Here is a 24,029-nt window from a genome sequence, read left to right on the forward strand (position 1 = left end):
CGATCTAGTCCACGGGCCCGGCGAGCCGAGGCGTCGGCGCGTCAGATGCTCCCAGGCCGCGCCGGTGACGCTGATCGGGGAGCCGGCAACGTAGATCTTGGACAGTTTCCGTTCTCGCGCAACGGAAACTGTCCAAGATCTGGGTTGCGGCGGTAAAGCTGTTCAGGTCGAACCTTGCTGACCCAGCCCCAAGTCCTCGCGCGGACGTGCCCGCCTCAACTCGATCAATATCGCCGCGAGGCGTCCCACCGTTCGACGAGGCTCGGCCCTGAGGTGCCGACACGCGAGGTCCTCCGGCTGGATGGATCGGCGGTACCGATTCTGGACTAGCAGGTCCATTATCTGCGAGTCACAGTCCGATACGGCGGCGAGCACTGGCCCGACCGTTTCGGAAGCGACGGGGGAAGACAATGGATTTGCAGCTTGCTGGTAAGCGCGCTCTGGTGACGGGTGCGAGCAGCGGTCTCGGCGCGGAGATCGCGGCGGTCCTGGCCGCCGAAGGCGTTGCCGTGGTCGTTCACGGCCGGGACCAGACCCGAACGGAGCAGACCGCCCAGAAGGTACGCGGTCAGGCCGTGGTCGGAGACCTCACCACTGACGTCGGCGCCGAGGCCGTGGCTACCCAGGCCGGTGAGGTGGACATCCTGGTCAACAACGCCGGCGCCTACGATCCCGAATCAGGGTGGTCCGACCTGAACGCCGACGCGTGGGCCGACATGTACAACCTCAACGTGCTCAGCTCGGTCCGCCTGATCCGACATCTAGTCCCCGCGATGCGGGCCAAGGGATGGGGCCGTGTCATCCAGATCGGCAGCGGTAGGCGCACCTGCTCAGGGTCGGGATGCCCCCTCGATGGTGGTGCTCTCTTGCGGACGGAGCGCGGTCAGGAGGCTGTCGAGTTGACCCCAAGCCCGCGCGCTGGCGATGGGGTCGATGTAATCTCGGGACTCGATGATGAGCCCATTGCGGATACGCATCACGAAGACGCATGGCACCGTGAACGCCTCACCTGTCTCGACCACCCGCCCCTGATAGGCAAACTCGGCGACAATCACCTCCGGGTCCCCAGTCTCATGAACCGTCACGTCGACTGGCTTACGGCTCAGCGTCCGGGCGACCGGAGGCTGCGCGGTGAAGTGCTCGTGCAGTTCGTTACGGCTACGCAGCGGCGGCGGGTTGAGCGGGTGGAACGGATGCGTGACATGGGTTTGTTCGGCGTACAGGTCGGCCAAGTCTTCGTACGGACCGTCGCAAACACCGTTCACCAGCCGGAGGAAAGTTTCGCGTGGGCTGCTCATGCCGGGCTTCCTTCGCAATCGGTAGATGTCACCTAAGCCACGCCAAGGACTACCTCAGGGGTGGCCGGTACCCCATCGACGGCACCCTACTGACCTCAACCTCGGTTTGACTGGCCCGAAGCGCTCTCGTCGTCTGCATCCAGAGCACCGTCGTCATCGACACAGGCACGTGTCGTACCTGTGTGTGAGGCTTCGGGGCATGGCGACTTTCGTTCTGATCCACGGCGGTGGGGGCAGCGCCTGGGACTGGCACCTCCTTGTCCCCGAGCTGACCAGCCGCGGCCACGACGTGGTGGTGCCGGAGCTACCGATCGAGGACAGTTCCGCGGGGTTCGCCGAGTTCTGCCAGACGGTCGTCGACGCGATCGGTGACCGGAGAGACCTCGTGGTCGTCGGGCACTCGTACGGCGCGTTCACCGCACCGCTCATTGCTGACAAGCTGCCGGTGCGGCTGATCGTCCTGCTGACGCCGATGATCCCCAAGCCCGGTGAGAGGCCCGGTGACTGGTGGGCCAACACCGGTTACCGCGGCGCGGAAGGGCTCAGCGAGGAGCAGCAGTTCTACAACGGTGTCCCGACCGAGGTCGTCGCCGAGGCAGCGGCACACACCCGGGACCAGGTCAGTGCGGAAGGGGACGAGCCGTGGCCCCTGGAGGCCTGGCCGGACGTGCCGACGACGGTGCTCCTCGCACGCGAGGACCGGTTCTTCCCGGCGGACTTCCAGCGCCGGATTGCCGCCGACCGGCTCGGCGTCGTCCCGGACGAAATTGACGGCGGCCACGCGGTGGCGCTCAGCCACCCGAAGCAACTCGCCGACCACCTCACCGCGTACCCGCTTTCCTGAAGGCGGGACCACGGCCGTCATGATCCGAACCTCCGGCTACGGGCACGATTGCTTGATCCAGGCGAGATGCCAGGCTGAGTAGATGACCTACCCGCTCGCGCGCCGCGTCTACGACACCTGCCATCTCACCGGACGTTTCCGTCTACGGTCAGGGCAGATCAGCGAGGAATACTTCGACAAGTACCTGTTCGAAGGGCAGCCGGATCTGTTGCGCGAGGTCGCCGAAGCGATGGTGGCCAAGCTGCCGGAGTGCGATGTGCTGGCGGGGATGGAGATGGGCGGTATCCCTCTCGCCACTGTGATGTCACAGCTGACGGGGCTGCCCACAGTCTTCGTGCGGAAGCACGCCAAGGAGTACGGCACCAACAAGGCTGCCGAGGGCGGTCCGGTGAACGGGCGGCGTGTCGTGCTGATCGAGGACGTCGTCACCACGGGAGGCGCACTACTGGCATCGTGCGCGCAGCTACGGTCCATCGGCGCGCAGGTGGAGACAGTGGTCTGCGCCATCGACCGCGAGCAGGGCGGTCGTGAGAATCTCGCGGCCGAGGCACTACAGCTTCGCGCCGCCCTCACCCGCAGCGACCTCGAAGCTTCCTTGATCACTTGACAGCTTCGGCGCCGCTCGACCAGCGGCATGAGAGTTGTTCTCGTGAAGTCGTCGCTATGAGAAGGTCGGTTGATGTTACGTGGACGACTACTGACCGAGAGCCTGCGCGTTGGCGTCGACGTGCGCGTACCTTCGCTACGCGTCGTCCGAGTCGGCAGGCACGACGTATCAATTTCAACGTCGGCTGACCAGCCGAGTGTCTGGACTTTTCTGGACTTCGAGGCGCCCGACGAGGTAGCCGACGAGGTAGCAGCGGCGCTGGCTGAATCCTTGGTCAGCGATCAAGGTTGGTACGCGGACTTCGAGGTAGGGGATGATCACGTCGTCGTTTTCCCCGGTCGGGTCTTCCGCTATACCAAAGGTGATCGCGCGGGAAGAGACGCCGCCGTGGAGTACGGCCGGACGGTCGGCGTACCCGGTCATCAACTCGACTGGGGCGAATAGGAGCGTTACTCAAGTCGGGTCAGAAGGTATCAGGCTGGGCGACGAGAGCGGGCACGGCGATAAAGCCTGCGTCGTCCGCGGCCGTGCCGGCCGCTGGCGTACGTCACCACCTGGTCGGTGGTGCCGGGCGTGGGGCGGTGCACGTCGGCGCCGCCCCACGCCCGGTTGAACGGTTACTGCCAGGAACTCTGTTGGGTGTAGACGAGGTTGCCGGGGACCACAGTGCCGTTGGTGCTGTACTCGGTGTACGCCCAGAAGTCGCCCTCGGGAAGCGGCTTGTTCGGCTTCAGGGTGAAGTTGAAGCCCTGACCGCGCTCCGAGGTGGAGGGCAGCGTGAGGGTGGCACCGGAATACGTGGCGTTACGGCCGATGATGGCGTGGCCCAGCTCGAAGTCGACGACGGGACCACCGGGGTACTGTGCGAACACGTACGCGGTGTAGCGCCCCGGCTCGGGCAGGAACTTGTACGCCTGCTCGGCACTGGTCCAGAACCTGTCACTGCTGTAGATGAGCTTGTCGCCCTTGTACAGGTAGAGATCAAGGTTCGTGTTCGGGTCGGCGGTGTTGGCCTCGATGACAATGCCGGCGGTGTTCGCCGGCACCGTGAAGTCGACCTTCTTCACTCCGGTGGCGCTCGGGTCGAACACGCCCCCGTAGACGCCGGCCGGCATCGAGTACGACGTGCGCCGCATCGGGGTGTAGCCGGTGCTGCGACCGACGAGCGGGCCGGTGAAGCCCGGCTGGACCATGCCGAAGGCGCCGTTGGCCATCCGGGCGAACTCCTCGCCGTCGTCCGCGTACGGCCGGGCCGAGATGCCCCACGGACGGGCGGCGACCGGGATCCGGACGCTGTGGGCCTTACCCTGCCAGGTGATTGACCCGGTCACGTACCGGTCCCAGGGCGCGCTGCCCCGACGCAGCGTGATGGTGACAGTCGCGGACTTGCCGGGCGCCAGGGTCACCGACGCCGGCGACACGGTGGCCTTCATGCCGGGCAGACCGGACACCGACGAACGGTAGGTCTCCCGCGCCTTGCCCACATTGGTCAGGGTGCGGGTGAGGGTCACCGGGCGGGTCCCGTCGTACTCGCGCAACGAGATGGCCGGCAGGTTGAGTTCCTTGCCGTCGGGTGCGGCCGTCTCGCTGAACTTGGTCAGCTCCGCCGCCGTCGGCTCGATGACCAGTCCCGGGTCGGTGGCCCCGGCCAGGTTGATGAAGCCGCTGCCCTGGTCCAGAGGGTTGCTGGTGCCAACGGTGTCGGTGGCGGTGGTCCGCAACGCCGAGGCGACTCTGCCCGGCGACCAGTCCGGATGCGTGGCGTGCAGGACTGCTGCCGCGCCGGCAACGTACGGCGAGGCCATCGAGGTGCCGGAGTACGCGTCGTACTGTCGCCCGAAGTTGCCCGCCGGTGAGACCGCGGCGATGATGTCCGACCCCGGGGCGACCAGGTCCGGCTTGAAGACGCCGTAGGTCACCTTGTCCGGGCCGGTGGAGGAGAAGTCCGCCACGCTCGGTATGCCCGGGACGCTGGAGCCGTCACCGCCGGTGCGCAACGACACGGTCGCGTCGGTGGGGTGGCGCATCAGGTAGTTGAACAGCGTGCCGGCCTGCTTCTCGGTCGGCAGGTAGACCACCGGGAAGTTGAAGATGGAGTTGATCCGGTAGTTGCCGACCGGGTCGAACACCACCATCGCCGCCCCGCCCTTGGCCTTGATCTCGGCGGCGGACCCGAACATGTCGGACAGCGCGCAGGCGACCACCTTGCCCTTGATCTTGGCAGGGTCGAGACTGCCGGGTTCGCAGTAGACCGCGCCCAGATCCGGGGAGCCGGCCTGTTCACCGAAGACCAGCGGCCGTGCGTCACCGCCGGGCAGGGCGTCCAGCGAGCCGCCGACCAGCTTCGTGCCGTCGCCCAGCTTCACGGTGGCCTCGTCGAGCTTGGTCACCGCCGCGCCGACAGTGGTCACCCAGGGTGCCGCGTTGCTGATGGCCCCGCTCACGATGCCGGTGTTTCCCGCCGACGCCGCCACGAAGATCCCGGCCAGGGTGGCGTTGAGGAAGGCGATGCCGATCGGGGTGTTGGCCTCCCAGTCGCCGAGCTGCGAACCGATCGAGAAGTTCAGCACCTGCACGCCGTCGGCGACGGCCGCGTCGATGCCGGCGATGATGTCGGCGTCGTAGCCCATGCCGCCCCAGAGCACCTTGTAGACGGCGATCTGGGCGTCCGGTGCCACCCCGGAGACGGGACCGAAGCGGCGACCGTCGATCGTGACGTTCGAGATCGGCAGGCCGGCCGCCGTGGAGGCGGTGTGGGTGCCATGCCCGGCCGCGTCGCGGGGGGACAGGAACTCGCCCTCGGGCACCGAACCACCGCCGGCGAGCCACGAGTCGGCGAAGTAGCGGGCACCGACGATTTTGCCGTTGCAGTGCTCGGCCACGAAGGCGACCCCGGTCTGGCAGGTGCCGTGCCAGGTCGCGGGGGCGGGCATCTTCTTGGCGAACGACGCGCTCTCCGGCCAGATGCCGGTGTCCAGGACGCCGATCACCATGCCCGCGCCCGTGCCGGGGCCGGGCTTGGCCGGCCGGCCGGAGCGGTCCGTCGGCGCCGACTGGTCCGCGCCACCGGGGGTGGCGGGCGTCGGGTTGGCCTCGGTCGGCGTGGTCGCGGCGGGCGGCGCCGAGGGGGTGCCGAGGGCCCGCGAGGCGGTCACGGCGCGGACGCGCTTGTCCGCCCGCAACGTGCTCACCTGCTGGGCGGTCAACTTCGCCGAGAACCCGTTGAAGGCGGCGGTGTAGACGGCGTTGACAGTGACCCCGGCCGCGGCGGCGACGGCCCCCCGCTGCGTGTCGAGGTGCCGGCGGTACGCCTGCGACGGCGTCGACGTCACGTCCAGCCGGTTACCCGCTGCCGGGCGGGTCCGCGCCAGACCGGACACCCCACCGGTGTACGTGGTCAACGGGTCCTCGGCCAACTCGACGACGTACATGCCGGAGCCGGTCTCGTCGACGGCTGCCTTCGGGGTGGCCGCACGGTTGCCGCCGGGTCGGCGGTCGGCCCCGTCGGTCAGGGTGACCTTCCGGTCGGACCCGGCGGTGAAGTAGCCGGTGCCACTGCCGTTGCCCGACGACCCGGCGGGTGCCGCCGACGCCGTTCCCGCTACACCGGTGGTACCGGTGATCAGGGCGACGACCAGCGTAGGTATCGCCAGTCTTCGCAGCCTGTTTCCGCTCGTGCCTGTAGCCACGAGGCTCCTTTCGGTTGCTCCCTTGTGGAGCGTTTCTCATTGATCGCGACCCGCACTGGGAGCGCTCCCCCACCCAAGTCCACGACGGTTAATCGAAGATTTGCGCGGTGTTACGGATCACTGGTGCGTATAAGATCACAACGCCTCGGCGATGCGGCCCAGCCCCACGAGTCGGCTCCGCCACCGCTGAGCGCATCGGTCAGCCGCAGGCCGCGTGATCATCTAGTATCAGCGGCCACCTGGCGTACGACATGGGGGTTCGGTGGCATGTGGTCATTCATCAAGCGGTCAAAGGCCCCGGTACTGGACCCGACCTATGGTGACCCGCACCGGAAGGCCCTGATCCGGGCGTTGGAGAAGCGCAGGTGGAAGTTCGCCCGGGAACTGCTCACCATGGCCGCCGATCCGGACGAGATGGCCTTCCTCATGGAGGCGGTCGGCGGGGTCGACGGGATCCAGGACTGGATCGGCGACTGGATCGACGCCGAGCCCGAGTCGACGCTGCCCGTGCTGGTCGCCGGTTGTCACGCGGTCCACTGGGCGTGGGAGGCACGTGGCGGCAAGCGGGCCAAGTACACCGCCGCTGCCCAGTTCAAGGCGTTCCATGAGCGGTTGCAGTACGCCGAAGAGTTGTTGGAGAAGGTGCTCGCCCAGGAACCCGACAACGTCACCGCACGAGCCTGGCTGGTCACCAGCGCCCGGGGCCTGGGCATCGGAGCGGCGGAGGCTCAACAGCGCTTCGAGGCGGTGACGCGACTCCACCCGGGGCACGTGGTCGCGCACGAGCAGCGGTTGCAGTATCTGTGTAAGAAGTGGTCCGGCAGCCACGAGGAGATGTTCGACTTCGCACGGAGCGCCGCCGCGGCGGCCGGGCCCAACAGCCTCCTGCACGAACTGGTGGCCGCTGCCCACTTCGAGAGGTGGGAGGCCACCGACGTAGAAGAGGGCAACGCGTACTTCAACTCGGACGAGGTCCGCGCCGAGCTTCTCACCGCCGCCGAAAACTCGATCTTCCACCCGGATTACATTCCCGCCGGTCCCGGCTGGGCGCCACGGCTGGCGATCTTCGCGCTGACCTTCGAACTGGCCGAGGAGTTCGACGCGGCCGCGCACGTGTTCGCGTTGCTCGACGGGATGGTCACCGAGTGGCCGTGGTCGGTCCTCGGCGACCCGGTCGAGAAGTTCACCGTCTCCCGGGACTGGGTGGCCACCAACCGGAGCGCCTAGACGAGTAAGCCTCACTCTGGGGCTTACGGCTGTCCTGATCGCCTACGACCTCCAGCATGCGCGTTGGCTGGCCCCGGCATGTCGACGTGCTGTTGAGCCCCATACCTCAGAGTCATATTCATACCTCTGAGGTATACCGCTCAATACCGCATCCGCCCCGACGGACGCGACCGACGGTCATCGCCGCCCGCGTCAGCCAGGTCAGGACTTACTCGTCCAGGTCGCGTCGCCGAGGCGCCGCCAGAGCACAGTGCACGCCGCGGCCAGGGCCAGCCCGAGCAGCGGGGCGACACCCACCCCGGCGAGCGTGCAGGCCACCGCGAGCAGCGCCGGCGGCATCCAGCACCAGGCGGGCACGGTACGCGGGACACGACCGCGCCGACGGCCCGCCGCTTCCACGGCCATCGGCACCACCAGCACCGGCAACGCGGCGGCCAGCAGGGTCAGCCAGGGCAGCACCAGCCGGTCGAACCGCGCCACCGCCAGCATCCCGCCGAGCACCGCGACGAGCAGCATCGCCGCCCGCGCCGGCAGGCGGGGAGCCAGGCCACGCAACGCCAGGGAACCGGAGTACGTGGTGGTCAGCGCCGCCGCGAAGACCGCCACCGCGACGAACAGATTCGCGTACGCGGCCAGCCCCGAGCCGGCGGCGAGCAGCGCGACGACGTCGGCCGAGCCGGTCCGCAGCCAGAGGCCGGCCCCGGCGAGCACCCCGAGCAGTGCCGGCCCGATCAGCAGCCCCACGCACCAGGCCAGGTCCCGCCTTCGGGAAAGGCCCACGCTGAAGTCCGGTGCGCGCAGCGCGAACACGGCCGCGTACCCGATCAGCGCGGCGGCGTCGGCGAGCCCGCCGCCGGCGAGGCGGACCGGCGCACCGGGTGGTGGAAGCGCCGTCAGGCACCAGCCGACCAGCACCACCGCGCTGAGCGTGGTGACCACCGCGACCCGGTTGCCGAGCCGGGCCGGCGCCCAGGACACGGCGAGGACCGCCACCTCCAGCAGCACCGGCCCGGCCCAGCCCGGCAGGTGGGTCAGCGCGGCCAGCGAGGCCCCGCCGAGCCCGACGTTGAACCCGTTCCAACCGACCATCGACACGGCCAGCACCGCCGCCAGCAGCAGCCGCGAGGTGTCCCCCAGGTACGCGGGCAGCACCGCGGTCAACGTCCCGCCGTCGCCGAGCGGTCGGCGCAGCCCGATCCGGCCCTGCCCCCAGAGCAGGGCCGCCATCAGCACCCCGCCGACCAGCAGCCCGGCCACCGGCACCGCGCCGCCGTGTCGGGCGGCCATCGCCGCGCCGAGCACCAGCGTGGCGGGTGCGGTGCCGATCCCCAGCCAGGCGCCGACCGCCGCCGGCCACCGCCGTTCGGGGACGTCAGGCAACGTGGCGCAGGTAGCCGGCGATCGCCGCGTCGAGCACCTCCGCGCCCGGACGCGCCCACACCTCGGCGGAGAAGACCTCCACCTCGATCGGCCCGACGTAGCCGGCCGCGTCCACCGCCTCGCGCAGCCGACGCAGCTCGATGCAGCCGTCACCGGGCAACGCCCGGCCGAGCAGCACCCCCTCCGGCAGCGGGGTCACCCAGTCGCAGACCTGGAACGCGGCGATCCGGGCGGCGGCCCGCGCGATCTGCGCGTACACCGTGTCGTCCCACCAGACGTGGTAGGCGTCCACGACCACGCCGACCACCGCCGGGTCGAACCTCTCGGCGATGTCCAGCGCCTGGCCGAGGGTGGCGATCACGCACCGGTCGGCGGCGAACATCGGGTGCAGCGGCTCGATGGCCAGCCGTACCCCGGCGGCCTCGGCGTGCGGGGCCAGCTCGCCGATGGCGTCGGCGACCCGACGCCGCGCGCCGTCGATGTCCCGGCTGCCGCCGGGCAGCCCACCGGAGACCAGCACCAGCTCCGGGGCGCCGAGGGCGGCGGCCTCCTCGATGGCCCGCAGGTTCTCGGCGCGCCAGCCGTCGGCGGAGAAGAACCCGCCCCGGCACAGCGACGTGACGGCGAGGCCGGCGTCGCGGACCAGTTTCGCCGAGCGGGCCAACCCGTACTCGGCCACCGGCTCCCGCCACAGGCCGATGCCCGGCACACCGGCCGCCACGCACCCGGCCACCACCTCGGGCAGCGGCCAGCGCTGGGCGGTCGCCTGGTTGAACGAGAACCGCGCGAGGCTCACTGCTCCACCCCCGCGACGGTGAAGAAGGCCCGGGCGCGGGCTGCGGCCAGGTCGGCGTCAGGCAGCAGCCCGGCCGCGTCGGCCAGGGTGAGCAGCGTGGCCAGGTGCGCCGGAGACCGGCCGGACTGCGCGCCAGCGACCATCGTGAAATGGTCCTGGTGCCCGGCCAACCAGGCCAGGAACACGATCCCCGTCTTGTAGTGCCAGGTCGGCACCGCGAACAGGTGCCGGGCCAGCGGCACGGTGGGACCGAAGATCTCGTCGTACGCCGTCAGGTCCCCCCGGTCCAGGGCTGCCAGCGCGGCGGCGGCGGCCGGCGCGATGGCCGCGAACACCCCGAGCAGCGCGTCGGAGTGACCCACCTCGTCACCGCGGATCAGGTCCGGGTAGTGGAAGTCGTCACCGGTGTAGAGGCGTACCCCGGCCGGCAGGCGGCGGCGCAACGCGACCTCCCGGTCGGCGTCCAACAGCGACACCTTGATGCCGTCCACTTTGGACTGGTGCGCCTTGATCAGCTCGATCACCGTGTCGGCGGCCAGGTCCAGGTCCACAGCACCCCAGTAGCCGGTCAACGCCGGGTCGAACATCGGACCCAACCAGTGCAGCACCACCGGTTCGTCGGCGGCGCTCAGCAGCTCGTCGTACACCCGCAGGTAGTCCTCGGGGCCGCGCGCGGCGGCGGCCAGGTGCCGGCTGCACATCAGCACCGGCCGGGCACCGGCGGCGCGGACGTCGTCGAGCTGCTCGGCGTACGCGGCGGTGACCGCCGCCAGGGTGGCCGGGCCGACCGGCAGCTGGTCGGTGCCGACCCCGGCGACGATCCGCCCGTCGACCGCGCGGGCCTCGGCGGCGCTGCGCCGGATCAGCTCACGGGTGGCCGGATAGTCGAGCCCCATCCCCCGCTGGGCGGTGTCCATCGCCTCGGCGACCCCCAGCCCGTACGACCAGAGATGCCGTCGGAAGGCGAGGGTGGTGTCCCAGTCCACTGCGGCCGGGGCACCCGGCACGTTCTCCGCGCCCGGGTCGGCGACCACGTGCGCGGCGGCGTACGCGATCCGGCTGGTCGCCGGCGCGTCCGGTCGGGCGAAGCCGCCACCCCCGGTGAGCCGATGCCGTCGCCCGCCCGGCAGCACCACCTCGGCGGTCATGAGCGCAGCTCCGGCACCTCGATGCGACCGCCCTCGCGGGCCGAGCGCAGGCCCAGCTCGGCGAGCTGCACGCCGCGCGCGCCGGCCAGGAAGTCCCACCGGAACGGCTCGCCGGACACCACGTGCCGCAGGTACGCCTCCCACTGCACCTTGAAGCCGTTGTCGAACTCCTCGTTGTCGGGCACCTCGGCCCACTGGGCGCGGAAGTCCTCGGTGGCCGGCAGGTCCGGGTTCCACACCGGCTTCGGGGTGACCGCCCGATGCTGCACACGGCAGTTGCGCAGGCCGGCGATCGCGCTGCCCTCCGTGCCGTCGACCTGGAACTCCACCAGTTCGTCGCGGTACACCCGCACGGCCCAGGAGGAGTTGATCTGCGCGATCACCCCGCCGTCGAGTTCGAAGGTGGCGTACGCGGCGTCGTCGGCGGTGGCGGCATACGGGTGACCGGCCTCGTCGACCCGTTCGGGCACGTGGGTGGCTGTCACACAGGAGACGGCAGTGACCCGGCCGAACAGCTCCTCCAGCACGTAGTGCCAGTGCGGGAACATGTCGACCACGATGCCGCCGCCGTCCTCGGTCCGGTAGTTCCACGACGGCCGTTGAGCGGGCTGCCAGTCGCCCTCGAAGACCCAGTACCCGAACTCGCCGCGCACCGAGAGGATCCGGCCGAAGAAGCCACCGTCGATGAGGCGCTTGAGCTTGCGCAGACCGGGCAGGAAGAGCTTGTCCTGCACGACACCGGTGCGGACGCCGGCCGCGTCGGCCGCCCGGGCCAGGTCGAGGGCCGCCGCGGTGTCCTCGGCCAGCGGCTTCTCCGTGTAGATGTGCTTGCCGGCCTCGATGGCCTGCCGGATCGCCTTCTCCCGTTGCTGGGTGACCTGCGCGTCGAAGTAGATGTCGACGTCGTCGCGGGCCAGCGCCGAGGTCAGGTCGGTGGTCCAGTCGGTCAGCCCGTGCCGCTCGGCGAGCTCCCGGAGCTTCGTCTCGTTACGCCCGACCAGGACCGGTTCCGGCCAGATGGTCGTGCCGTCGGCAAGCGCCACACCACCGGATTCGCGGATGGCCAGCAGCGACCGGACGAGATGCTGCCGGTAGCCCATCCGTCCGGTCACGCCGTTGACGATGATGCCGATCGACCTGCGGGTCATGGTGTTCCTTCCGTCGTGCTGGTCGTGCCGATCCGCGCTCAGTGGTTGGCGGCCGCGCTGCCGAGCAACCCACGCAGGTCGGTGGCGAGCCGGTCGAAGCGGGGATCCGACATCACCTGCGCGTAGTCGCGGTGCGCCGGCAGCTCGACCGAAAAGGTGCGGATGATCCGGCCGGGCCGGGGACTCATCACCACGACCCGGGTGCCGAGGAAGACCGCCTCGGCGATGGAGTGGGTGACCAGCACCACAGTGGTCCCGGTCTCCCGCCAGATCCGGTGCAGTTCGGCGTTCATCTGCTCCCGGGTCAGCGCGTCCAGGGCGCCGAACGGTTCGTCCATGAGCAGCACCGGCGGGGAGTGCAGCAGCGCGCGGCAGAGCGCCACCCGCTGCTGCATGCCGCCGGACAGCTCGTGTGGCAAAGCCTTCTCGAAGCCGGTCAGGCCGGTCATCTCGATCAGCTCGTCGGCGCGGCGGGCCGCCTGCGCCCGGTCCATGCCGCGCATCTCGGCCTGGAGCAGGATGTTGGCTCGGGCACCGCGCCACTCCAGCAACGCGGCCTTCTGGAAGACGAAGCCGATCTCCTTCTGCGGGCCGCGCACCGGGCGCTGCAACAGCGACACGTCACCGCTGGTTGGCTTGACCAACCCCGCGACGATCTTCAGAAGGGTGGACTTGCCGCAGCCGGACGGGCCGACGATCGTGACGAACTCGCCCGGCTCGATGTCCAGCGACACGTCGTCCAACGCGGTGGTCTGCGACCGTCGGGTGGTGAACCGGACGGTCAGCCCGGACATCCCGATGGCGGTGCCGGTGGCTGCCGGCGCGGCGGTCACCGGGTCACCCCTGCGCCGCGTACGAGGAGTCCCAGTACGCGCTGGGCGCTCCCGGGTCCTTCAGCTCGGCGTAGCGGGACATCAGGTCGATGGTCTCGGTCCACTGGGCCTCGGTGTTCACCCCGGGCGGGCCGTCCGCGCCGATCAGCGGCATGTTGAGCGTGAGCTGCTTGGTGAGCACCTCGGGCGCCGGCTCGTTCTCGGCCAGAGCCGTCATCGCGCTCACCGCGCCGGCCGGGTCCCGGGCGGCGTCGGCCCAGGACTTCTGGGTGGCCCGAACGAACTTGCGGACCAGCTCCGGGTCCTTCTGCAGGGTCTGGGTGTTGGCGATCAGGCCGGTGCCGAGCAGGTTCATCCCGTAGTCGGCGAAGAGCAGCACGTCGACCTTCTTGCTGGTCTTGCTCTCGATGGTGGGCGCCTGGTCGTGGAAGAAGCCCATGATGGCGTCGACCTTGCCCTCGGCCAGGGCGGCGATCTTGCCAGCGGCGTCGACGTTGACCACCTTGACGTCGTCCTTCTTGAGGCCGTTCTTCTCCAGCCAGGCCGGGAAGGTCGCGTAGAGGGCGTCGCCGGGGGTGCCGCCGACGGTCTTGCCCTTGAGGTCGGCCGGGGTCTTGATGTTCTCCTCGGTGAAAAACTCCACCGAGGAGGGTCCCTTCTCCAGGTACGCGCCGAGGCTGCGCACCGGCATGCCGCTGGCCACCGACTTCAGCAGCACCGGGCTGTCCGCCCAGCCGAAGTCGGTCTGCTTCTGGGCGACCTGCTTGACGGTGTTGCCCGAGCCGTTGCCGGGCAGGATCTTCAGGTCGATGCCCTCGGCGGAGTAGTAACCCTTCTGCAGGCCGTAGTAGAAGGGCGCGTGCTCGCCGTAGGGCACCCAGTTGAGGGTGAGGGTGACCTGCTTGCTGCCGTCGGCGTTGGTGCTGCCGGCGGGATCGTCCCCACCGCAGCCGGTGACGGCGAGGAGCAGGGCGGCGGTGGCCAGGATGGTGGTGGCGGTGCGTTTCATCGGTGCCTCCGTGATGGGGTCGGTCAGGAGGTGGTGAGGGACACGCCGGCCCGGCGGCTGGCGTGCCACGGAATGAGCAGTGCCTCGGCGATCTCGACCAGGACGAACAGGACGATGCCGATGGCCGACATCAGGATCAGGTCGGCGAACAGCAGCGCGGAGTCGAGGTTGCCGTTGGCCAGCAACAGGACGTAGCCGAGCCCTTCGCTGGCGCCGACGAACTCACCGACCACGGCACCGACCACGGCGAGGGTGACGGCCACCTTCAGGCCGGCCATCAGGTGCGGCAACGCGTTCGGGAAGCGGATCTTGCGGAAGGTGCGCCACGGCCCGGCGCCCATGGTGGCGGCGAGGTCGAGCAACTCCGGGTCGGTGGAGCGCAGCCCGGCCACGCCGGAGATGACCACCGGGAAGAACGCGATGAGCACCGCCAGGATGATCTTCGGGGTGAGGCCGAGGCCGAACCAGACCACCAGCAGCGGCGCGATGGCGATCTTCGGAATGACCTGTGCGAACAGGACGATCGGGTAGAGCGCCTTGTCCAGGGTGCGGGAGTAGGCGATGGCGACTGCGGTGACCAGACCCAACACGGCGGCCAGCACGAAGCCGAGCACCGTCTCGTAGAGGGTGACCAGTGTGTGCCGGGCCAGCTCGGACCACTGCGTGGTCATCGTCTCCCACACCTGGCCGGGGGTGGGCACCAGGTAGTTCGGGACGTACTCGCGGGCCGCGACGAACCACCAGGCGGCGAAGAAGACCGCGAGCACCAGCGCCGGACGCCAGAGCGAGTCGGCGAAGGTCAGCGCCCGGCGACCGAGCGTGGGACGTGGTGGACGGCCGCCACCGGGCGGCTGTTTTGCCACAGTGGACGAAGCCGTGCCGTCGAGGCCGTCCGCCGCATCGACACTGCCAGGCCCGGCAGCGGCTGCTCTCGCACCGCTGGCCTGGTCGGCGGCGGCCTGCCGGCCCGCCGTGTCCAAAGAGTTCTCGGTCACGCGGAACCTCCTCGGGGCCCGGTACGGCACCCATGGACCGGGCCGTCGGCGGATCAGGCAAACGCTTTCCTGGAGCGTAGGCGGCCCCCTCACGCCGGGCAAGGCCTTTCCTCGATCTGTTTCCGCCGATGCCCGGCAGCTGTCCCGAAGGGACGGTCAGCCGGCCGCCGGGTAGGTGTCGAGGAGGCCGCACATACCCAACCGGCCCCGCTCGACCGGCTCGTTCACCGCGTACACCCCGGCGTCGCCCAGGTGGCCGGGATCCCCCCGCTCCAGGGCGTCGAGCTGCTCGGCGGTGTCGGCGGCGGCGCGGCCCGCGCCGGCCTCCCACCGCTGCCGCCACCGCGTCAGCAGCGGCTGGCGCAGGGCGACCGCGGCGGCGTGGAACGCGGCCAGCGCCGCCGGACCGCCGGACCGCAGGGCCTGGAAGCCGGTCACCGCCAGATCCCGACGGCGGTACGCGGCGTGCACGTCCGCGCCCGGCGCTCCCCCGTCGGGCAACGCCGCCGCCGCGTCGTACGCGGCCGGGTCGGCCAGCACCTCGGGTGGGAAGGTCAGCACCGCGTCGCCGGCCTCGGGCAGGCCGCTGTTCTGCATCAGCACCACGATGCTCAGCCCGCCGGTGTTGACCAGGCGGTGCACGGTGCCCGGCTCGAACCAGACCACCACCCCCGGGCGCAGCGGCGTCTCCCGGTAGCCAGCCGTGGTCAGGGTCTGCACCGCGCCCTCGCCGTCGGTCACCACGTACCCCTCGGTGCAGCACAGGTGCACGTGCGGGGTGCCCCCGACCAGGCCGTCCGGGGCCACTGTGTCGTAGACGCGCAGCCGGGACACCCCGACCCCACCGGGCAGCGGTGCCGGCCGATCACGCATCGAAGTACTCGTCGGTGTCGTCGGCGGCCGGCAAAGACACCAGCAGCACGGTGAGATCGCCGATGGCCCGGTGCCGGCAGCCCGGCTTGATCAGGAACGCGGACATCGGCCGGGCCGGGTGACGGACACCGTCCAGCTCGATCTCGCCCTCACCGGCGAGCACGACGTAGTACTCGGTGGCGATCCGGTGGTGGTGGGTCACCGCGTCCTGCACCTGGAGCAGATGCACGCTGGCCTGGCCCTCGCTCTCGGCGATGAAACCCCGGCGGGTGGTCCCACACGAGCAGTGCCGGACGGGAAGGTCGTCAAGTTGAAGTACCGCGAAGCGATCGGACACGGCCGGGCCTCCCTGCGGGAAAGGGCTTTCTCTGCGGTACGGTGACGCTAGCCGGCACGACGAAACGCCGTCAACAGATCGAGGGGGCGGGCCATGGCGACCCTGTCCGATGTGGCCCGCCGAGCGGGCGTCTCGCCCGCCACCGCCTCCCGCGTCATCAACGGCAGCAGCAAGCCGGTCACCGACGAGCTGCGCGAACGGGTGCTCGCCGCCGTCGCCGAGTTGCAGTACGTGCCGAACGCGCACGCCCAACTGCTGGCCCGCTCGCACCGCAGCGCGGTCGGCGTGATCGTGCACGACGTCTCCGACCCGTACTTCGCCGAGATCACCCGGGGGCTGCAACGGGTCGCCACCGACCAGGGCCGACTGCTGATGATCTGCAACAGCTACCGGGACCCGGACCGCGAGTTGGAGTACGTGGAGCTGCTGCGCGGCCACCAGGTGGCCGCGCTGATCCTGGCCGGCTCGGGCTACCACGACGAGGCGTTCACCCGGCAACTCAACGAGAAGCTCGCCGCGTACGAGGCCACCGGCGGGCGGGTGGCGGTGATCGGCCGGCACGAGCACTCCGGCGACGCGGTGATGCCGGACAACCGGACCGGCGGCTACCTCGCCGGGCGGGAGCTGTGCGGTCTGGGGCACCGGGCGATCGGTGTGGTCGCCGGCCCGCGCATCCTGACCACCACCACCGACCGGCTCGCCGGGCTCCGGCAGGCCCTCACAGAGCAGGGCCGCGAGCTGCCCGAACGGCGCATCCGGTACGCGGAGTTCGACCGCGACGGCGGGGCCGAGGCCACCGCCCGACTGCTCGACGCCGACCCGGAGCTGACCGCGATCGTGGCGCTCAACGACTCGATGGCCATCGGCGCGCTCGCCACCCTGCGCGCGCGTGGGTTGGCCGTGCCGCAGCAGATCTCGGTGCTGGGTTTCGACGACATGCCGATCGCCCGGGACGTGACCCCGGCGTTGACCACCGTGCGGCTGCCCCTGGTCGACATGGGTGTGCGGGCGATGTCCCTGGTGCTCGGCGTCGGGGCCCCGACGCCCCGGGTCGAGGTGCTCCCCGCCGAGCTGGTCCGCCGCGACACCGCCGGTCCCGTCCCACTGTCCACCCGCGCCACAGCGGGTTCCGCGCCACGCGCACGGCGAGGTGACAGCACGTCGTGACCGGTGTCAGCCCGACCCAGCGGCCCCTCACGCGCGCCGATGTGGCGTACCTGGTCGGTGCGTCGTTCGGGCCACACACCCGGGTCCGGGACGCCGGTCCACTGGCCGGTGGAGGGTACGCGACGGTCTGGTGGGTGCTGCTCGACGACGACCGTCGGGTGGTGCTGAAGCTGGCGCCGCCGGCCGGAACGCCGCTGCTGCGCTACGAGCGCGGGCTCTGCGCTGCCGAGGAGCGGTACTTTCGGCTCGTCGCGCAGCGGGCGCCGCAGGTGCCCGTCCCCCCGGTGCTCTGGCGCGGCGCCGACCCGGCGTACGGCGAGTGGTTGGTCACTGCGCTGCTGCCCGGCCGGTCGTTGGCCGACCTGGCCGAGGCCGGTGTCGTGGTCGACGACGGCCCGGCGCGCTACGACCTCGGGGTGGCTCTCGCCGCGTTGCACCGGGTGACCGGTGAGCGGTTCGGGTACGACGACGAACGGGCCGGCGGGCCGACCTGGCGGGCGGCGTTCACGGCGATGCTCGACGCGCTCCTGGCCGACGCGGTCGACTGGGACGTCCGGCTGCCGGTGACCCCGGACCGCCTGCACGCACTGGTGGGGCGGCACGGCGACGTGCTCGACGAGGTGCGCCGGCCGGCGCTGCTGCACTTCGACTGCTGGGACGGCAACGTGCTGGCGGCGCCCGACGGGGACGGCCGGTTGCGGCTGCGCGGCCTGGTGGACGGCGAGCGGTTCCTCTACGGCGACCCACTGCTGGACCTGGTTTCACCGCTGCTCTTCCGACGCGTCGAGGACGAGCCGGAGCACCCTCTGCTGCTCGGTTACCAGGCCAGCGCAGTCGAACCGTTGGTGCTGGACGCTTCGGCACGCCGCCGGCTCGGTCTCTACCGGTTGCACCTGTACCTGCTGATGACTGTGGAGATGCCCAGCCGCGGGATGACAGCGCGCAGCCATCCCGGGCGGTCGGCCCGGCTGGCGGCCCTGCTCGACGAGGAACTGGCTGCGCTCGCCTCGGGCTGACCGCCCGGCGCGGGTGGCGTCCGGCGCGTGGTCGGACGCCACCCGCCCGCGGTCAGGGTAGGTCGATCGGGCGCAGCACCCGGTCCACGGCGTGCGCGATCTGCCGGTTGCCCTTGTTGACGTCGTAGGAGACGACCCGCGCGTCACGGTCGTCGGTGTCGGCGTCGACCAGCCGCACCTGGCGGAAGAAGTACAGGTAGGTGCGCACGTCGACCTCGACGGTCGAACCGAGCGCGGTAGTCAGGTCCGTGCCGTCGGCCCGGACCGCCGTCTTGCGGTCGATGGTGGCCCCCGGAACCACGTGGTAGAGCAGCACCGACTCGACGGTGTCGATGCCCAGCCCGGCCACTGCGGTGAAGGCGGCGCTCTCACTCGGCAGCTTCCGGGCCTGCGTGATCTCGCGGACCAACTGCTGGAAGGCGGCGTCGGTGGGGATGAACGCGGTCAGCGCCACGGTGCCGTCGGTGAGCACCTTGACCGGAGAGTTCGGCTTGGCCTCCAGCACGGCCAGCACGGCCGCCGTCAGCACGTCGAAATCACGCGAGTTGCGATCGAAGCCGCTGCTGTCCCGGGTGAGCACCTGGGCGAGTGACGTCGTGCCGAGCGGCTTGGGCTTGCTGGTGGCCTGAGCGGCCGGTACGGCGACCGCGGTGGTGGCCAGCGCGGTGGCCACGGCACCCACCGCCATCCGGGCGGCGATTCGTGCGATCTTCATCAGCGGGCCTTTCGTCGAAGCGACCGGATCCGTGACGTCTCGTCACGATCCATGCTTCGCACCGGGTAGGCCGCGCAGATGCACCCGCGGACAACGGATTGTCCGGCGCGTGGGCACCGCTGTGCCGCGACGCCCTCACCTGGGCCCGCCGGCAGGGCTACGCCGGCATAAAGTTCAACGCCGTGGCGGAGAGCAACAGTTCGGCGGTGCGGCTGTACCGGCGGGAGGGCTTCGAGGTGGTCGGCACCGTGCCGGGCGCGTTCGGTCACCCCATCCTCGGCCGGGTCGGCCTGCACGTGATGTACCAGGAGTTCTGACCGCTCCCGCTCCGCTCGCTCAGGAGGCCACTGTGGTGATCGGCGCCTTTGGAGTTGATGTCACAAACGAATCGGCCCCTGGCCGGGCCGTCCGGATCTTCCCCACCGCCTGGGGCCTCCCCGCCGCCTGAATCGTTTACGACATCAGCTCCATAGCGTCTCCACCAACGGTGCCGCCGTCTCAACCAGCGGTGCCGCCGGCCGGGGCCGGGCGCAGTCCGGGCTGCCCGGCGGCCGGCTCCGCGCCGGCACGGCGGATCGGGGTGAAGAGGCCGCCGACCGCGACCAGCAGGCACCCGGCGCCGGCCGCGAGCGTGACCGCCGGAGCACCGTAGCGGCCGGCGGCCCAGGTCAGCACCACAGCGCCGGCCGGACCGAGGGCGTAGTGCGTGCTCCAGAACGCCGACGTGACCCGGCCCAGCAGGTGATCGGGGGTGATCTCCTGGCGCAGGGACATCGAACAGATCCCGCCGACGCTGAGACAGCACAGGTACACCGCCGTCAGTGTGGTGACCGCCGGCACTGTGGTGGCGAGGCCGACCCCCGCCACGGCGAAACCGCAGATCGCGTGCGCGCCGATCCAGGTGGGGCCGAAGCCGCGAAGGCGGCGCAGCGGCGCCACCAGCAGCGCGCCGGCGACAGTGCCCAGCGCCGCCAGGCCGAGCACCGTGCCGACAGTGCCCTCCGAGCCGCCGAGGTCGTGCGTGACGTGGTAGATCAGCACGTCGACGAAGCCGTAGGTGAGGAAGATGAAGACCGACAACAGGACGGTCAGCGCGCGCAGCACGGGCTGTCGCCACAGGAACCGCGCCCCGGCCAGGAACTCAGCCAGCGGACGTTGCCGGGCCACCCCCTCGTCCACCCGGACGGGGCGCAGTCGGATCAGCCACAGGCCGGCCGCCGAGAGCGCGAAGCTCGCCGCGTTGACGGCGATGGCGGTGGCCGGGCCGAAGCGGGCCGCCACCACACCGGCGAGCAGCGGCCCGAGCACGGCCGCCGCCGCGTACGTCGCCTGCAACCGGCCGTTGGCCTCGGTGATCCAGTCGGAGTCGACGAGGTTGCGGACCGCGGTCACCGCAGCGACCTGGAACAGCATGCCGGCCGCCTCGCAGATGGGCAGCACGACGAAGAGCAGCCAGACCTGCGGGCCGGCGAGCCACGCCAGTGGCACCAGGGCGTAGAGCACCAGCCGGGTCAGGTCCGCCACGATCATCAAGGTGCGGCGGTCGTACCGGTCGACCAGCACCCCACCGAAGATCCCGGCGACGACGGACGCCGCGCCCGCGACCGCGGTGAGCAGGCCCATCTGCGCCACCGACCCGGTCGCCTGGAGCACCAGCAGCGGCACCGCCAGGTAGGCGAACGAGTCGCCGGCCGCCGAGAGCGACTGGGCGACCCAGTACGTGCCGAAGGTCCGGTCCCGCCAGAGCGGAGCCCGACCAGCGACGGCGGATCGGCTCATCGCGCCAAGGGTAGTGAACGCGCCCCTCCGACGCTGGCCGTGGCGGGCGTCACATCGCTGCCATGTCACGAACCGACGAGCGGCACGCATCTCGTGGTCGTCAGTCCGATCAGAGAGGCGGAACAATGAGCACAGCGCATCGACAGGTCCCGGCGGACACACACCGCGTGCTGATCCTCGGCGCGGGCTACGCGGGCATGGCCGCGGCGACCCAACTGGCGGCCCGGACCAGGCGGGCCGACGTGCAGGTGACAGTGGTCAACGCGCAGGAGCGGTTCACCGAGCGTCTCCGGCTGCACATGACGGCGACCGGTCAGCGGCTCGCCGAGCTGGACATCAGTGAGCTGCTGGCGGGAACGGGTGCGCAGTTCGTGCGCGGCTGGGTGACGGCGGTGGACGCGCACGCGAAGACCGTCCGCGTCGACGACAGCCGGGTGCTGCGCTACGACACCCTGGTCTACGCGTTGGGCAGCGTGACGGACACGGCGGCGGTCCCGGGCGTCGAGGAGCACGCGTACAGCCTGGACGGTCCGAGTGGCGCGACCACGCTGGCGGACCGGCTGGCACGGCTCGGCGCCGGCACTGTCGTCGTGGTCGGCAGCGGGTTGACCGGGATCGAGGCGGCCGCGGAGATCGCGGAACGGCACCCGGAGGTCGGTGTCACGCTGGTGGGCCAGCAGGACCCGGGAGCGAGCATGAACCCGAAGGCCCGGGCGTACCTGCGGGCCGCGCTGACCCGCCTCGGCGTCCAGGTGATCACCGGAGCGGCGGTCACCAGGGTCCGGCCCGACGCTGTCGAACTGGCCGGTGCGGAGACCGTGGCGGCCGACATCGTCCTCTGGACGGGTGGTACCCGGGTGGCGCCGCTGGCCGCCGCCGCCGGGTTGACCGTCGACGAACGCGGTCGCGTCGTCACCGACTCCGCGTTGCGGTCGGTGTCGCACCCCGAGGTGTACGCGATCGGCGATGCGGCAGCGATCCGGCAGGGTTACGGGGTGCTGCACGGCACCTGCCAGAGCGGTATGCCGACCGGCGTGCACGCGGCGGTGTCGATCGCCCGCGCGCTGCGGGGCAGGCAACCCAGGCCGTTCCGGTTCGGTTACTACCACACGCCGGTGAGCCTGGGTCGAAACGACGCGGTCGTGCAGTTCACCCGCCCGGACGACAGCCCTCGCCGCGGGTGTCTGACCGGGCGGATGGCGGTCTGGTACAAGGAAACCGTGAGCGCTTCGCCCTGGCCGACCTACCGTCGCATGTCGCGGTTGCCCTCCTCCGGCGCGTTCTGGCCGCGCGGCGGCCGCTTCACCCGCCTGCGGGACGCCCGGTGACGCACTCGCCGGACGCTGACGAGCAGGTGTTCCACAGTCATCGCAACCTGCTGTTCTCGGTGGCCTACCGGATCCTCGGCAGCGCGGCCGACGCCGAGGACGCGGTGCAGGACGCCTGGATCAGCTGGTCCTCGGCGGACCGCTCCCAGGTCGCCGACCCGAAGGCGTACCTCGCCCGCATCGTGTCGAACCTCGCGTTGCAGCGTCTGCGCTCGGCCCGGCACCACCGCGAGACCTATCCGGGGCCGTGGTTGCCCGAACCCGTCCTGACCGAAGGGGACGCCGCCGACGCCGTCACCGACGCCGAGTCGGTGTCGATGGCGATGCTGGTGGTGCTGGAGACGCTCAGCCCGCTCGAACGCGCCGTGTTCGTCCTGCGGGAGGTCTTCGACTTCAGCCACGCGGAGATCGCGGCGGCGGTGGAGCGCTCCGAGGCGGCGGTCCGCCAGATCGCCCACCGGGCTCGCGAGCACGTTCGGGGCCAGCGGCAACGTTTCACGGCGGACCGGTCGCAGCAGCGCGGGGTCACCGAGCGATTCCTCGCCGCCGCGACCGGTGGCGACATCAACACCCTGCTGGAGCTGCTGTCTCCGGACGTCACGTTGTGGACCGACGGTGGCGGTAAGGTCCGCCAGGCCCTGCGTCCCATCAGGGGCGCGGGAACGGTCGCCGCGTGGTTCGCGGCCATCGCCACCGTCACCTACCAGGGCGTCGCGCCGCACGACATGCGCGCCGCTCTGGTCGAGATCAACGGGGGCCCGGGTCTGGTGTTCAGCGGTGCGGGTCGGGTGGTCGCCACCGTCTCCTTCGACATCGACGCCGGCGGTCGCATCACCGCCATCCACAACGTCGCCAACCCCGACAAGCTTCGCGCCGTCGCCGACGGCACCACCCACCACCTCGCGACGCGGTGAGCCGGCCGGCTCACCGTCAGCCGGTGCTGGTGAGGTCGGTGGTCGCCGCGAGTTCCGTGACCACGTCCAGGAAGCGGTGCAGCACGGGCGCGGTGTTGCCCGCCAACCACACCATCTCGGTGTACGCGTAGGCGCCGGTCAGCGGAACGAACACCACGCCGGTGCGGCGAAGACTCGCCGCCGAGCAGGCGAGCCGGGTGACGCCGAGCCCGGCGGCGACCAGGCCGAGGAGGCTCTGCACGCCGGCCTCCTCCTGAACGACGGTCGGTACGAAGCCCGCTTCCCGGAACTGGTCCTCGTAGGCGCGGTGCCAGGGTTCCCAGGAGCTGCGCGGGGTCATGACCCACGGTTCGTCCGCCAGGTCGGCGAGGGTCAACTCGTCGCGCCCGGCGAGCGGGTGGCCCTCGGGCAGCACCGCGCAGACCGGTTCGGTCGTCAGTCTCCTGGACTCCAGGCCGGGCACGAGCGGGGTCCGGGTGAAGGCGACGTCGAACCGCCCGTCGAGGACGCCCTGCACCAGTGTCGCGATGCTGGTGGACTCGGTGGCCAGGTGCAGGTCGGGGAGGTGCTGGCGGGCTGCCCGGACCACCGGGGGCAGCAGATGGTTGGCGACGGTGGTCAGGAAGGCGAGCCGGAGGGTGCCGACCTCACCCCGCAGGGCCCGTTCCACGACGGCGACGGCCTGCTCGGCGCGGTCGGTGACGGCGCGCGCCTCGGGCACGAACAGGGCACCGATGTCGGTGAGGGTGGTGCCGCGGCTGTCACGGTCGAACAGTTTCGCCCCGAGGGCGCGTTCCAGGGCGGTGATCTGCTGCGACAGCGACTGCTGGGCGATCATCAGGCGGGCGGCGGCACGGGTGAAGCTCAGCTCCTCCGCGAGGACCAGGAAGTACCGCAGTTGTCGCAGCTCAGGCGTGGCCACAGGA

General features: G+C 70.9%; 22 protein-coding genes and 2 pseudogenes. 9 read left to right on the forward strand and 15 right to left on the reverse strand.

What is annotated here, in order from left to right; translation table 11 throughout:
- Positions 1 to 410: 410 nt before the first annotated feature.
- Positions 411 to 806: pseudogene (locus MED15_RS00840) on the forward strand (SDR family NAD(P)-dependent oxidoreductase); the annotation flags it as partial.
- Positions 807 to 830: 24 nt separating this feature from the next.
- On the opposite strand, the gene MED15_RS00845 reads toward MED15_RS00840, so the two are convergent.
- Positions 831 to 1,298: a nuclear transport factor 2 family protein gene (locus MED15_RS00845; RefSeq protein ID WP_112734915.1), complete on the reverse strand. Its 468-nt coding sequence runs from the start codon at positions 1,296 to 1,298 to the stop codon at positions 831 to 833.
- Between the two features lie 199 nt (positions 1,299 to 1,497).
- Here MED15_RS00845 and MED15_RS00850 point away from each other — a divergent pair, with 199 nt between their 5' ends.
- Positions 1,498 to 2,142: an alpha/beta fold hydrolase gene (locus tag MED15_RS00850; protein WP_112734565.1), complete on the forward strand. Its 645-nt coding sequence runs from the start codon at positions 1,498 to 1,500 to the stop codon at positions 2,140 to 2,142.
- Positions 2,143 to 2,224: 82 nt separating this feature from the next.
- Positions 2,225 to 2,749 (forward strand): orotate phosphoribosyltransferase, encoded by a 525-nt coding sequence (gene pyrE, locus MED15_RS00855; protein WP_112699373.1) that lies wholly within the window; start codon positions 2,225 to 2,227, stop codon positions 2,747 to 2,749.
- 174 nt (positions 2,750 to 2,923) lie between these two features.
- Here pyrE and MED15_RS33330 read toward each other — a convergent pair whose 3' ends face one another.
- Both MED15_RS33330 and MED15_RS34445 read right to left on the reverse strand, forming a co-directional pair.
- Positions 2,924 to 3,172 (reverse strand): hypothetical protein, encoded by a 249-nt coding sequence (locus MED15_RS33330; protein WP_167457542.1) that lies wholly within the window; start codon positions 3,170 to 3,172, stop codon positions 2,924 to 2,926.
- A 194-nt stretch (positions 3,173 to 3,366) separates the two neighbouring features.
- On the reverse strand, positions 3,367 to 6,438 hold the full coding sequence (locus tag MED15_RS34445) for a S8 family serine peptidase (protein ID WP_112734567.1): 3,072 nt from the start codon (positions 6,436 to 6,438) through the stop codon (positions 3,367 to 3,369).
- A gap of 267 nt (positions 6,439 to 6,705) precedes the next feature.
- On the opposite strand from MED15_RS34445, the gene MED15_RS00870 reads away from it, so the two are divergent.
- A complete protein-coding gene (locus tag MED15_RS00870) occupies positions 6,706 to 7,665 on the forward strand; it encodes a DUF4034 domain-containing protein (RefSeq protein WP_112734568.1) in 960 nt (319 codons plus the stop codon).
- Positions 7,666 to 7,866: 201 nt separating this feature from the next.
- On the opposite strand, the gene MED15_RS00875 is transcribed toward MED15_RS00870, so the two are convergent.
- From MED15_RS00875 to MED15_RS00915, 9 genes are all read right to left on the reverse strand, one after another.
- Positions 7,867 to 9,045 carry a purine-cytosine permease family protein gene (locus MED15_RS00875; protein WP_112725094.1) on the reverse strand — a complete coding sequence of 393 codons (1,179 nt, stop codon included), beginning with the start codon at positions 9,043 to 9,045 and terminating at the stop codon, positions 7,867 to 7,869.
- Positions 9,038 to 9,841, reverse strand: a complete 804-nt coding sequence (locus tag MED15_RS00880) for a sugar phosphate isomerase/epimerase family protein (protein ID WP_112734569.1) — start codon at positions 9,839 to 9,841, stop codon at positions 9,038 to 9,040. The genes MED15_RS00875 and MED15_RS00880 overlap by 8 nt, the downstream gene beginning before the upstream one ends.
- On the reverse strand, positions 9,838 to 10,989 hold the full coding sequence (locus tag MED15_RS00885) for a dihydrodipicolinate synthase family protein (RefSeq protein WP_112734570.1): 1,152 nt from the start codon (positions 10,987 to 10,989) through the stop codon (positions 9,838 to 9,840). The genes MED15_RS00880 and MED15_RS00885 overlap by 4 nt, the downstream gene beginning before the upstream one ends.
- A complete protein-coding gene (locus MED15_RS00890) occupies positions 10,986 to 12,137 on the reverse strand; it encodes a Gfo/Idh/MocA family protein (protein WP_112734571.1) in 1,152 nt (383 codons plus the stop codon). The genes MED15_RS00885 and MED15_RS00890 overlap by 4 nt, the downstream gene beginning before the upstream one ends.
- Positions 12,138 to 12,175: 38 nt before the next feature.
- A complete protein-coding gene (locus MED15_RS00895) occupies positions 12,176 to 12,931 on the reverse strand; it encodes an ABC transporter ATP-binding protein (RefSeq protein WP_425271069.1) in 756 nt (251 codons plus the stop codon).
- A gap of 43 nt (positions 12,932 to 12,974) precedes the next feature.
- Positions 12,975 to 13,979 (reverse strand): ABC transporter substrate-binding protein, encoded by a 1,005-nt coding sequence (locus MED15_RS00900; RefSeq protein ID WP_112734916.1) that lies wholly within the window; start codon positions 13,977 to 13,979, stop codon positions 12,975 to 12,977.
- A 23-nt stretch (positions 13,980 to 14,002) separates the two neighbouring features.
- Positions 14,003 to 14,974 carry an ABC transporter permease gene (locus MED15_RS00905; protein ID WP_208646435.1) on the reverse strand — a complete coding sequence of 324 codons (972 nt, stop codon included), beginning with the start codon at positions 14,972 to 14,974 and terminating at the stop codon, positions 14,003 to 14,005.
- Positions 14,975 to 15,130: 156 nt separating this feature from the next.
- A complete protein-coding gene (locus tag MED15_RS00910; RefSeq protein WP_112725091.1) occupies positions 15,131 to 15,847 on the reverse strand; it encodes a cupin domain-containing protein in 717 nt (238 codons plus the stop codon).
- Entirely contained in the window at positions 15,840 to 16,184 is a 345-nt protein-coding gene (locus MED15_RS00915) for a cupin domain-containing protein (protein WP_112602449.1), read from the reverse strand. The genes MED15_RS00910 and MED15_RS00915 overlap by 8 nt, the downstream gene beginning before the upstream one ends.
- A gap of 93 nt (positions 16,185 to 16,277) precedes the next feature.
- On the opposite strand from MED15_RS00915, the gene MED15_RS00920 reads away from it, so the two are divergent.
- Positions 16,278 to 17,351: a LacI family DNA-binding transcriptional regulator gene (locus tag MED15_RS00920; RefSeq protein WP_112699380.1), complete on the forward strand. Its 1,074-nt coding sequence runs from the start codon at positions 16,278 to 16,280 to the stop codon at positions 17,349 to 17,351.
- A complete protein-coding gene (locus MED15_RS00925; protein ID WP_112734573.1) occupies positions 17,348 to 18,367 on the forward strand; it encodes a phosphotransferase family protein in 1,020 nt (339 codons plus the stop codon). Before MED15_RS00920 ends, MED15_RS00925 begins: the two co-directional genes overlap by 4 nt.
- Before the next feature lie 52 nt (positions 18,368 to 18,419).
- On the opposite strand, the gene MED15_RS00930 is transcribed toward MED15_RS00925, so the two are convergent.
- Positions 18,420 to 19,082 carry a fasciclin domain-containing protein gene (locus MED15_RS00930; RefSeq protein WP_112602446.1) on the reverse strand — a complete coding sequence of 221 codons (663 nt, stop codon included), beginning with the start codon at positions 19,080 to 19,082 and terminating at the stop codon, positions 18,420 to 18,422.
- 86 nt (positions 19,083 to 19,168) lie between these two features.
- Here MED15_RS00930 and MED15_RS00935 point away from each other — a divergent pair.
- Positions 19,169 to 19,399: pseudogene (locus MED15_RS00935) on the forward strand (N-acetyltransferase); the annotation flags it as partial.
- Between the two features lie 181 nt (positions 19,400 to 19,580).
- Here the strand turns inward: MED15_RS00935 and MED15_RS00940 are convergent.
- Positions 19,581 to 20,861, reverse strand: coding sequence for an MFS transporter (locus MED15_RS00940; protein WP_112734574.1), 1,281 nt, complete (start codon positions 20,859 to 20,861; stop codon positions 19,581 to 19,583).
- Positions 20,862 to 20,986: 125 nt separating this feature from the next.
- Between MED15_RS00940 and MED15_RS00945 the strand changes: the two genes are divergently transcribed.
- Together MED15_RS00945 and MED15_RS00950 are read left to right on the forward strand one after the other, a co-directional pair.
- Positions 20,987 to 22,189, forward strand: coding sequence for an NAD(P)/FAD-dependent oxidoreductase (locus MED15_RS00945; RefSeq protein WP_112589999.1), 1,203 nt, complete (start codon positions 20,987 to 20,989; stop codon positions 22,187 to 22,189).
- Complete coding sequence (locus MED15_RS00950; protein ID WP_112725087.1) at positions 22,186 to 23,103, forward strand: RNA polymerase sigma-70 factor; 918 nt, start codon at positions 22,186 to 22,188, stop codon at positions 23,101 to 23,103. Before MED15_RS00945 ends, MED15_RS00950 begins: the two co-directional genes overlap by 4 nt.
- Before the next feature lie 16 nt (positions 23,104 to 23,119).
- Here the strand turns inward: MED15_RS00950 and MED15_RS00955 are convergent, their stop codons facing one another.
- Positions 23,120 to 24,025 carry a LysR family transcriptional regulator gene (locus tag MED15_RS00955; RefSeq protein ID WP_112734917.1) on the reverse strand — a complete coding sequence of 302 codons (906 nt, stop codon included), beginning with the start codon at positions 24,023 to 24,025 and terminating at the stop codon, positions 23,120 to 23,122.
- Positions 24,026 to 24,029 lie beyond the last annotated feature (4 nt).

The organism is Micromonospora noduli, from assembly GCF_003264475.1.
GTDB classification, from domain to species: Bacteria; Actinomycetota; Actinomycetes; order Mycobacteriales; family Micromonosporaceae; genus Micromonospora; species Micromonospora noduli.

Bases quoted from the DNA above. Each gene is read 5' to 3' on its own strand.
- MED15_RS33330 (WP_167457542.1), bottom strand. From the start codon at position 3,172: ATGACCGGGTACGCCGACCGTCCGGCCGTACTCCACGGCGGCGTCTCT.
- MED15_RS00895 (WP_425271069.1), bottom strand. From the start codon at position 12,931: ATGTCCGGGCTGACCGTCCGGTTCACCACCCGACGGTCGCAGACCACC.
- MED15_RS00850 (WP_112734565.1), top strand. From the start codon at position 1,498: ATGGCGACTTTCGTTCTGATCCACGGCGGTGGGGGCAGCGCCTGGGAC.
- MED15_RS00870 (WP_112734568.1), top strand. From the start codon at position 6,706: ATGTGGTCATTCATCAAGCGGTCAAAGGCCCCGGTACTGGACCCGACC.
- MED15_RS00940 (WP_112734574.1), bottom strand. From the start codon at position 20,861: ATGAGCCGATCCGCCGTCGCTGGTCGGGCTCCGCTCTGGCGGGACCGG.
- MED15_RS00890 (WP_112734571.1), bottom strand. From the start codon at position 12,137: ATGACCCGCAGGTCGATCGGCATCATCGTCAACGGCGTGACCGGACGG.
- MED15_RS00885 (WP_112734570.1), bottom strand. From the start codon at position 10,989: ATGACCGCCGAGGTGGTGCTGCCGGGCGGGCGACGGCATCGGCTCACC.
- pyrE (WP_112699373.1), top strand. From the start codon at position 2,225: ATGACCTACCCGCTCGCGCGCCGCGTCTACGACACCTGCCATCTCACC.
- MED15_RS00930 (WP_112602446.1), bottom strand. From the start codon at position 19,082: ATGAAGATCGCACGAATCGCCGCCCGGATGGCGGTGGGTGCCGTGGCC.
- MED15_RS00845 (WP_112734915.1), bottom strand. From the start codon at position 1,298: ATGAGCAGCCCACGCGAAACTTTCCTCCGGCTGGTGAACGGTGTTTGC.
- MED15_RS00900 (WP_112734916.1), bottom strand. From the start codon at position 13,979: ATGAAACGCACCGCCACCACCATCCTGGCCACCGCCGCCCTGCTCCTC.
- MED15_RS00945 (WP_112589999.1), top strand. From the start codon at position 20,987: ATGAGCACAGCGCATCGACAGGTCCCGGCGGACACACACCGCGTGCTG.
- MED15_RS00910 (WP_112725091.1), bottom strand. From the start codon at position 15,847: ATGCGTGATCGGCCGGCACCGCTGCCCGGTGGGGTCGGGGTGTCCCGG.
- MED15_RS00920 (WP_112699380.1), top strand. From the start codon at position 16,278: ATGGCGACCCTGTCCGATGTGGCCCGCCGAGCGGGCGTCTCGCCCGCC.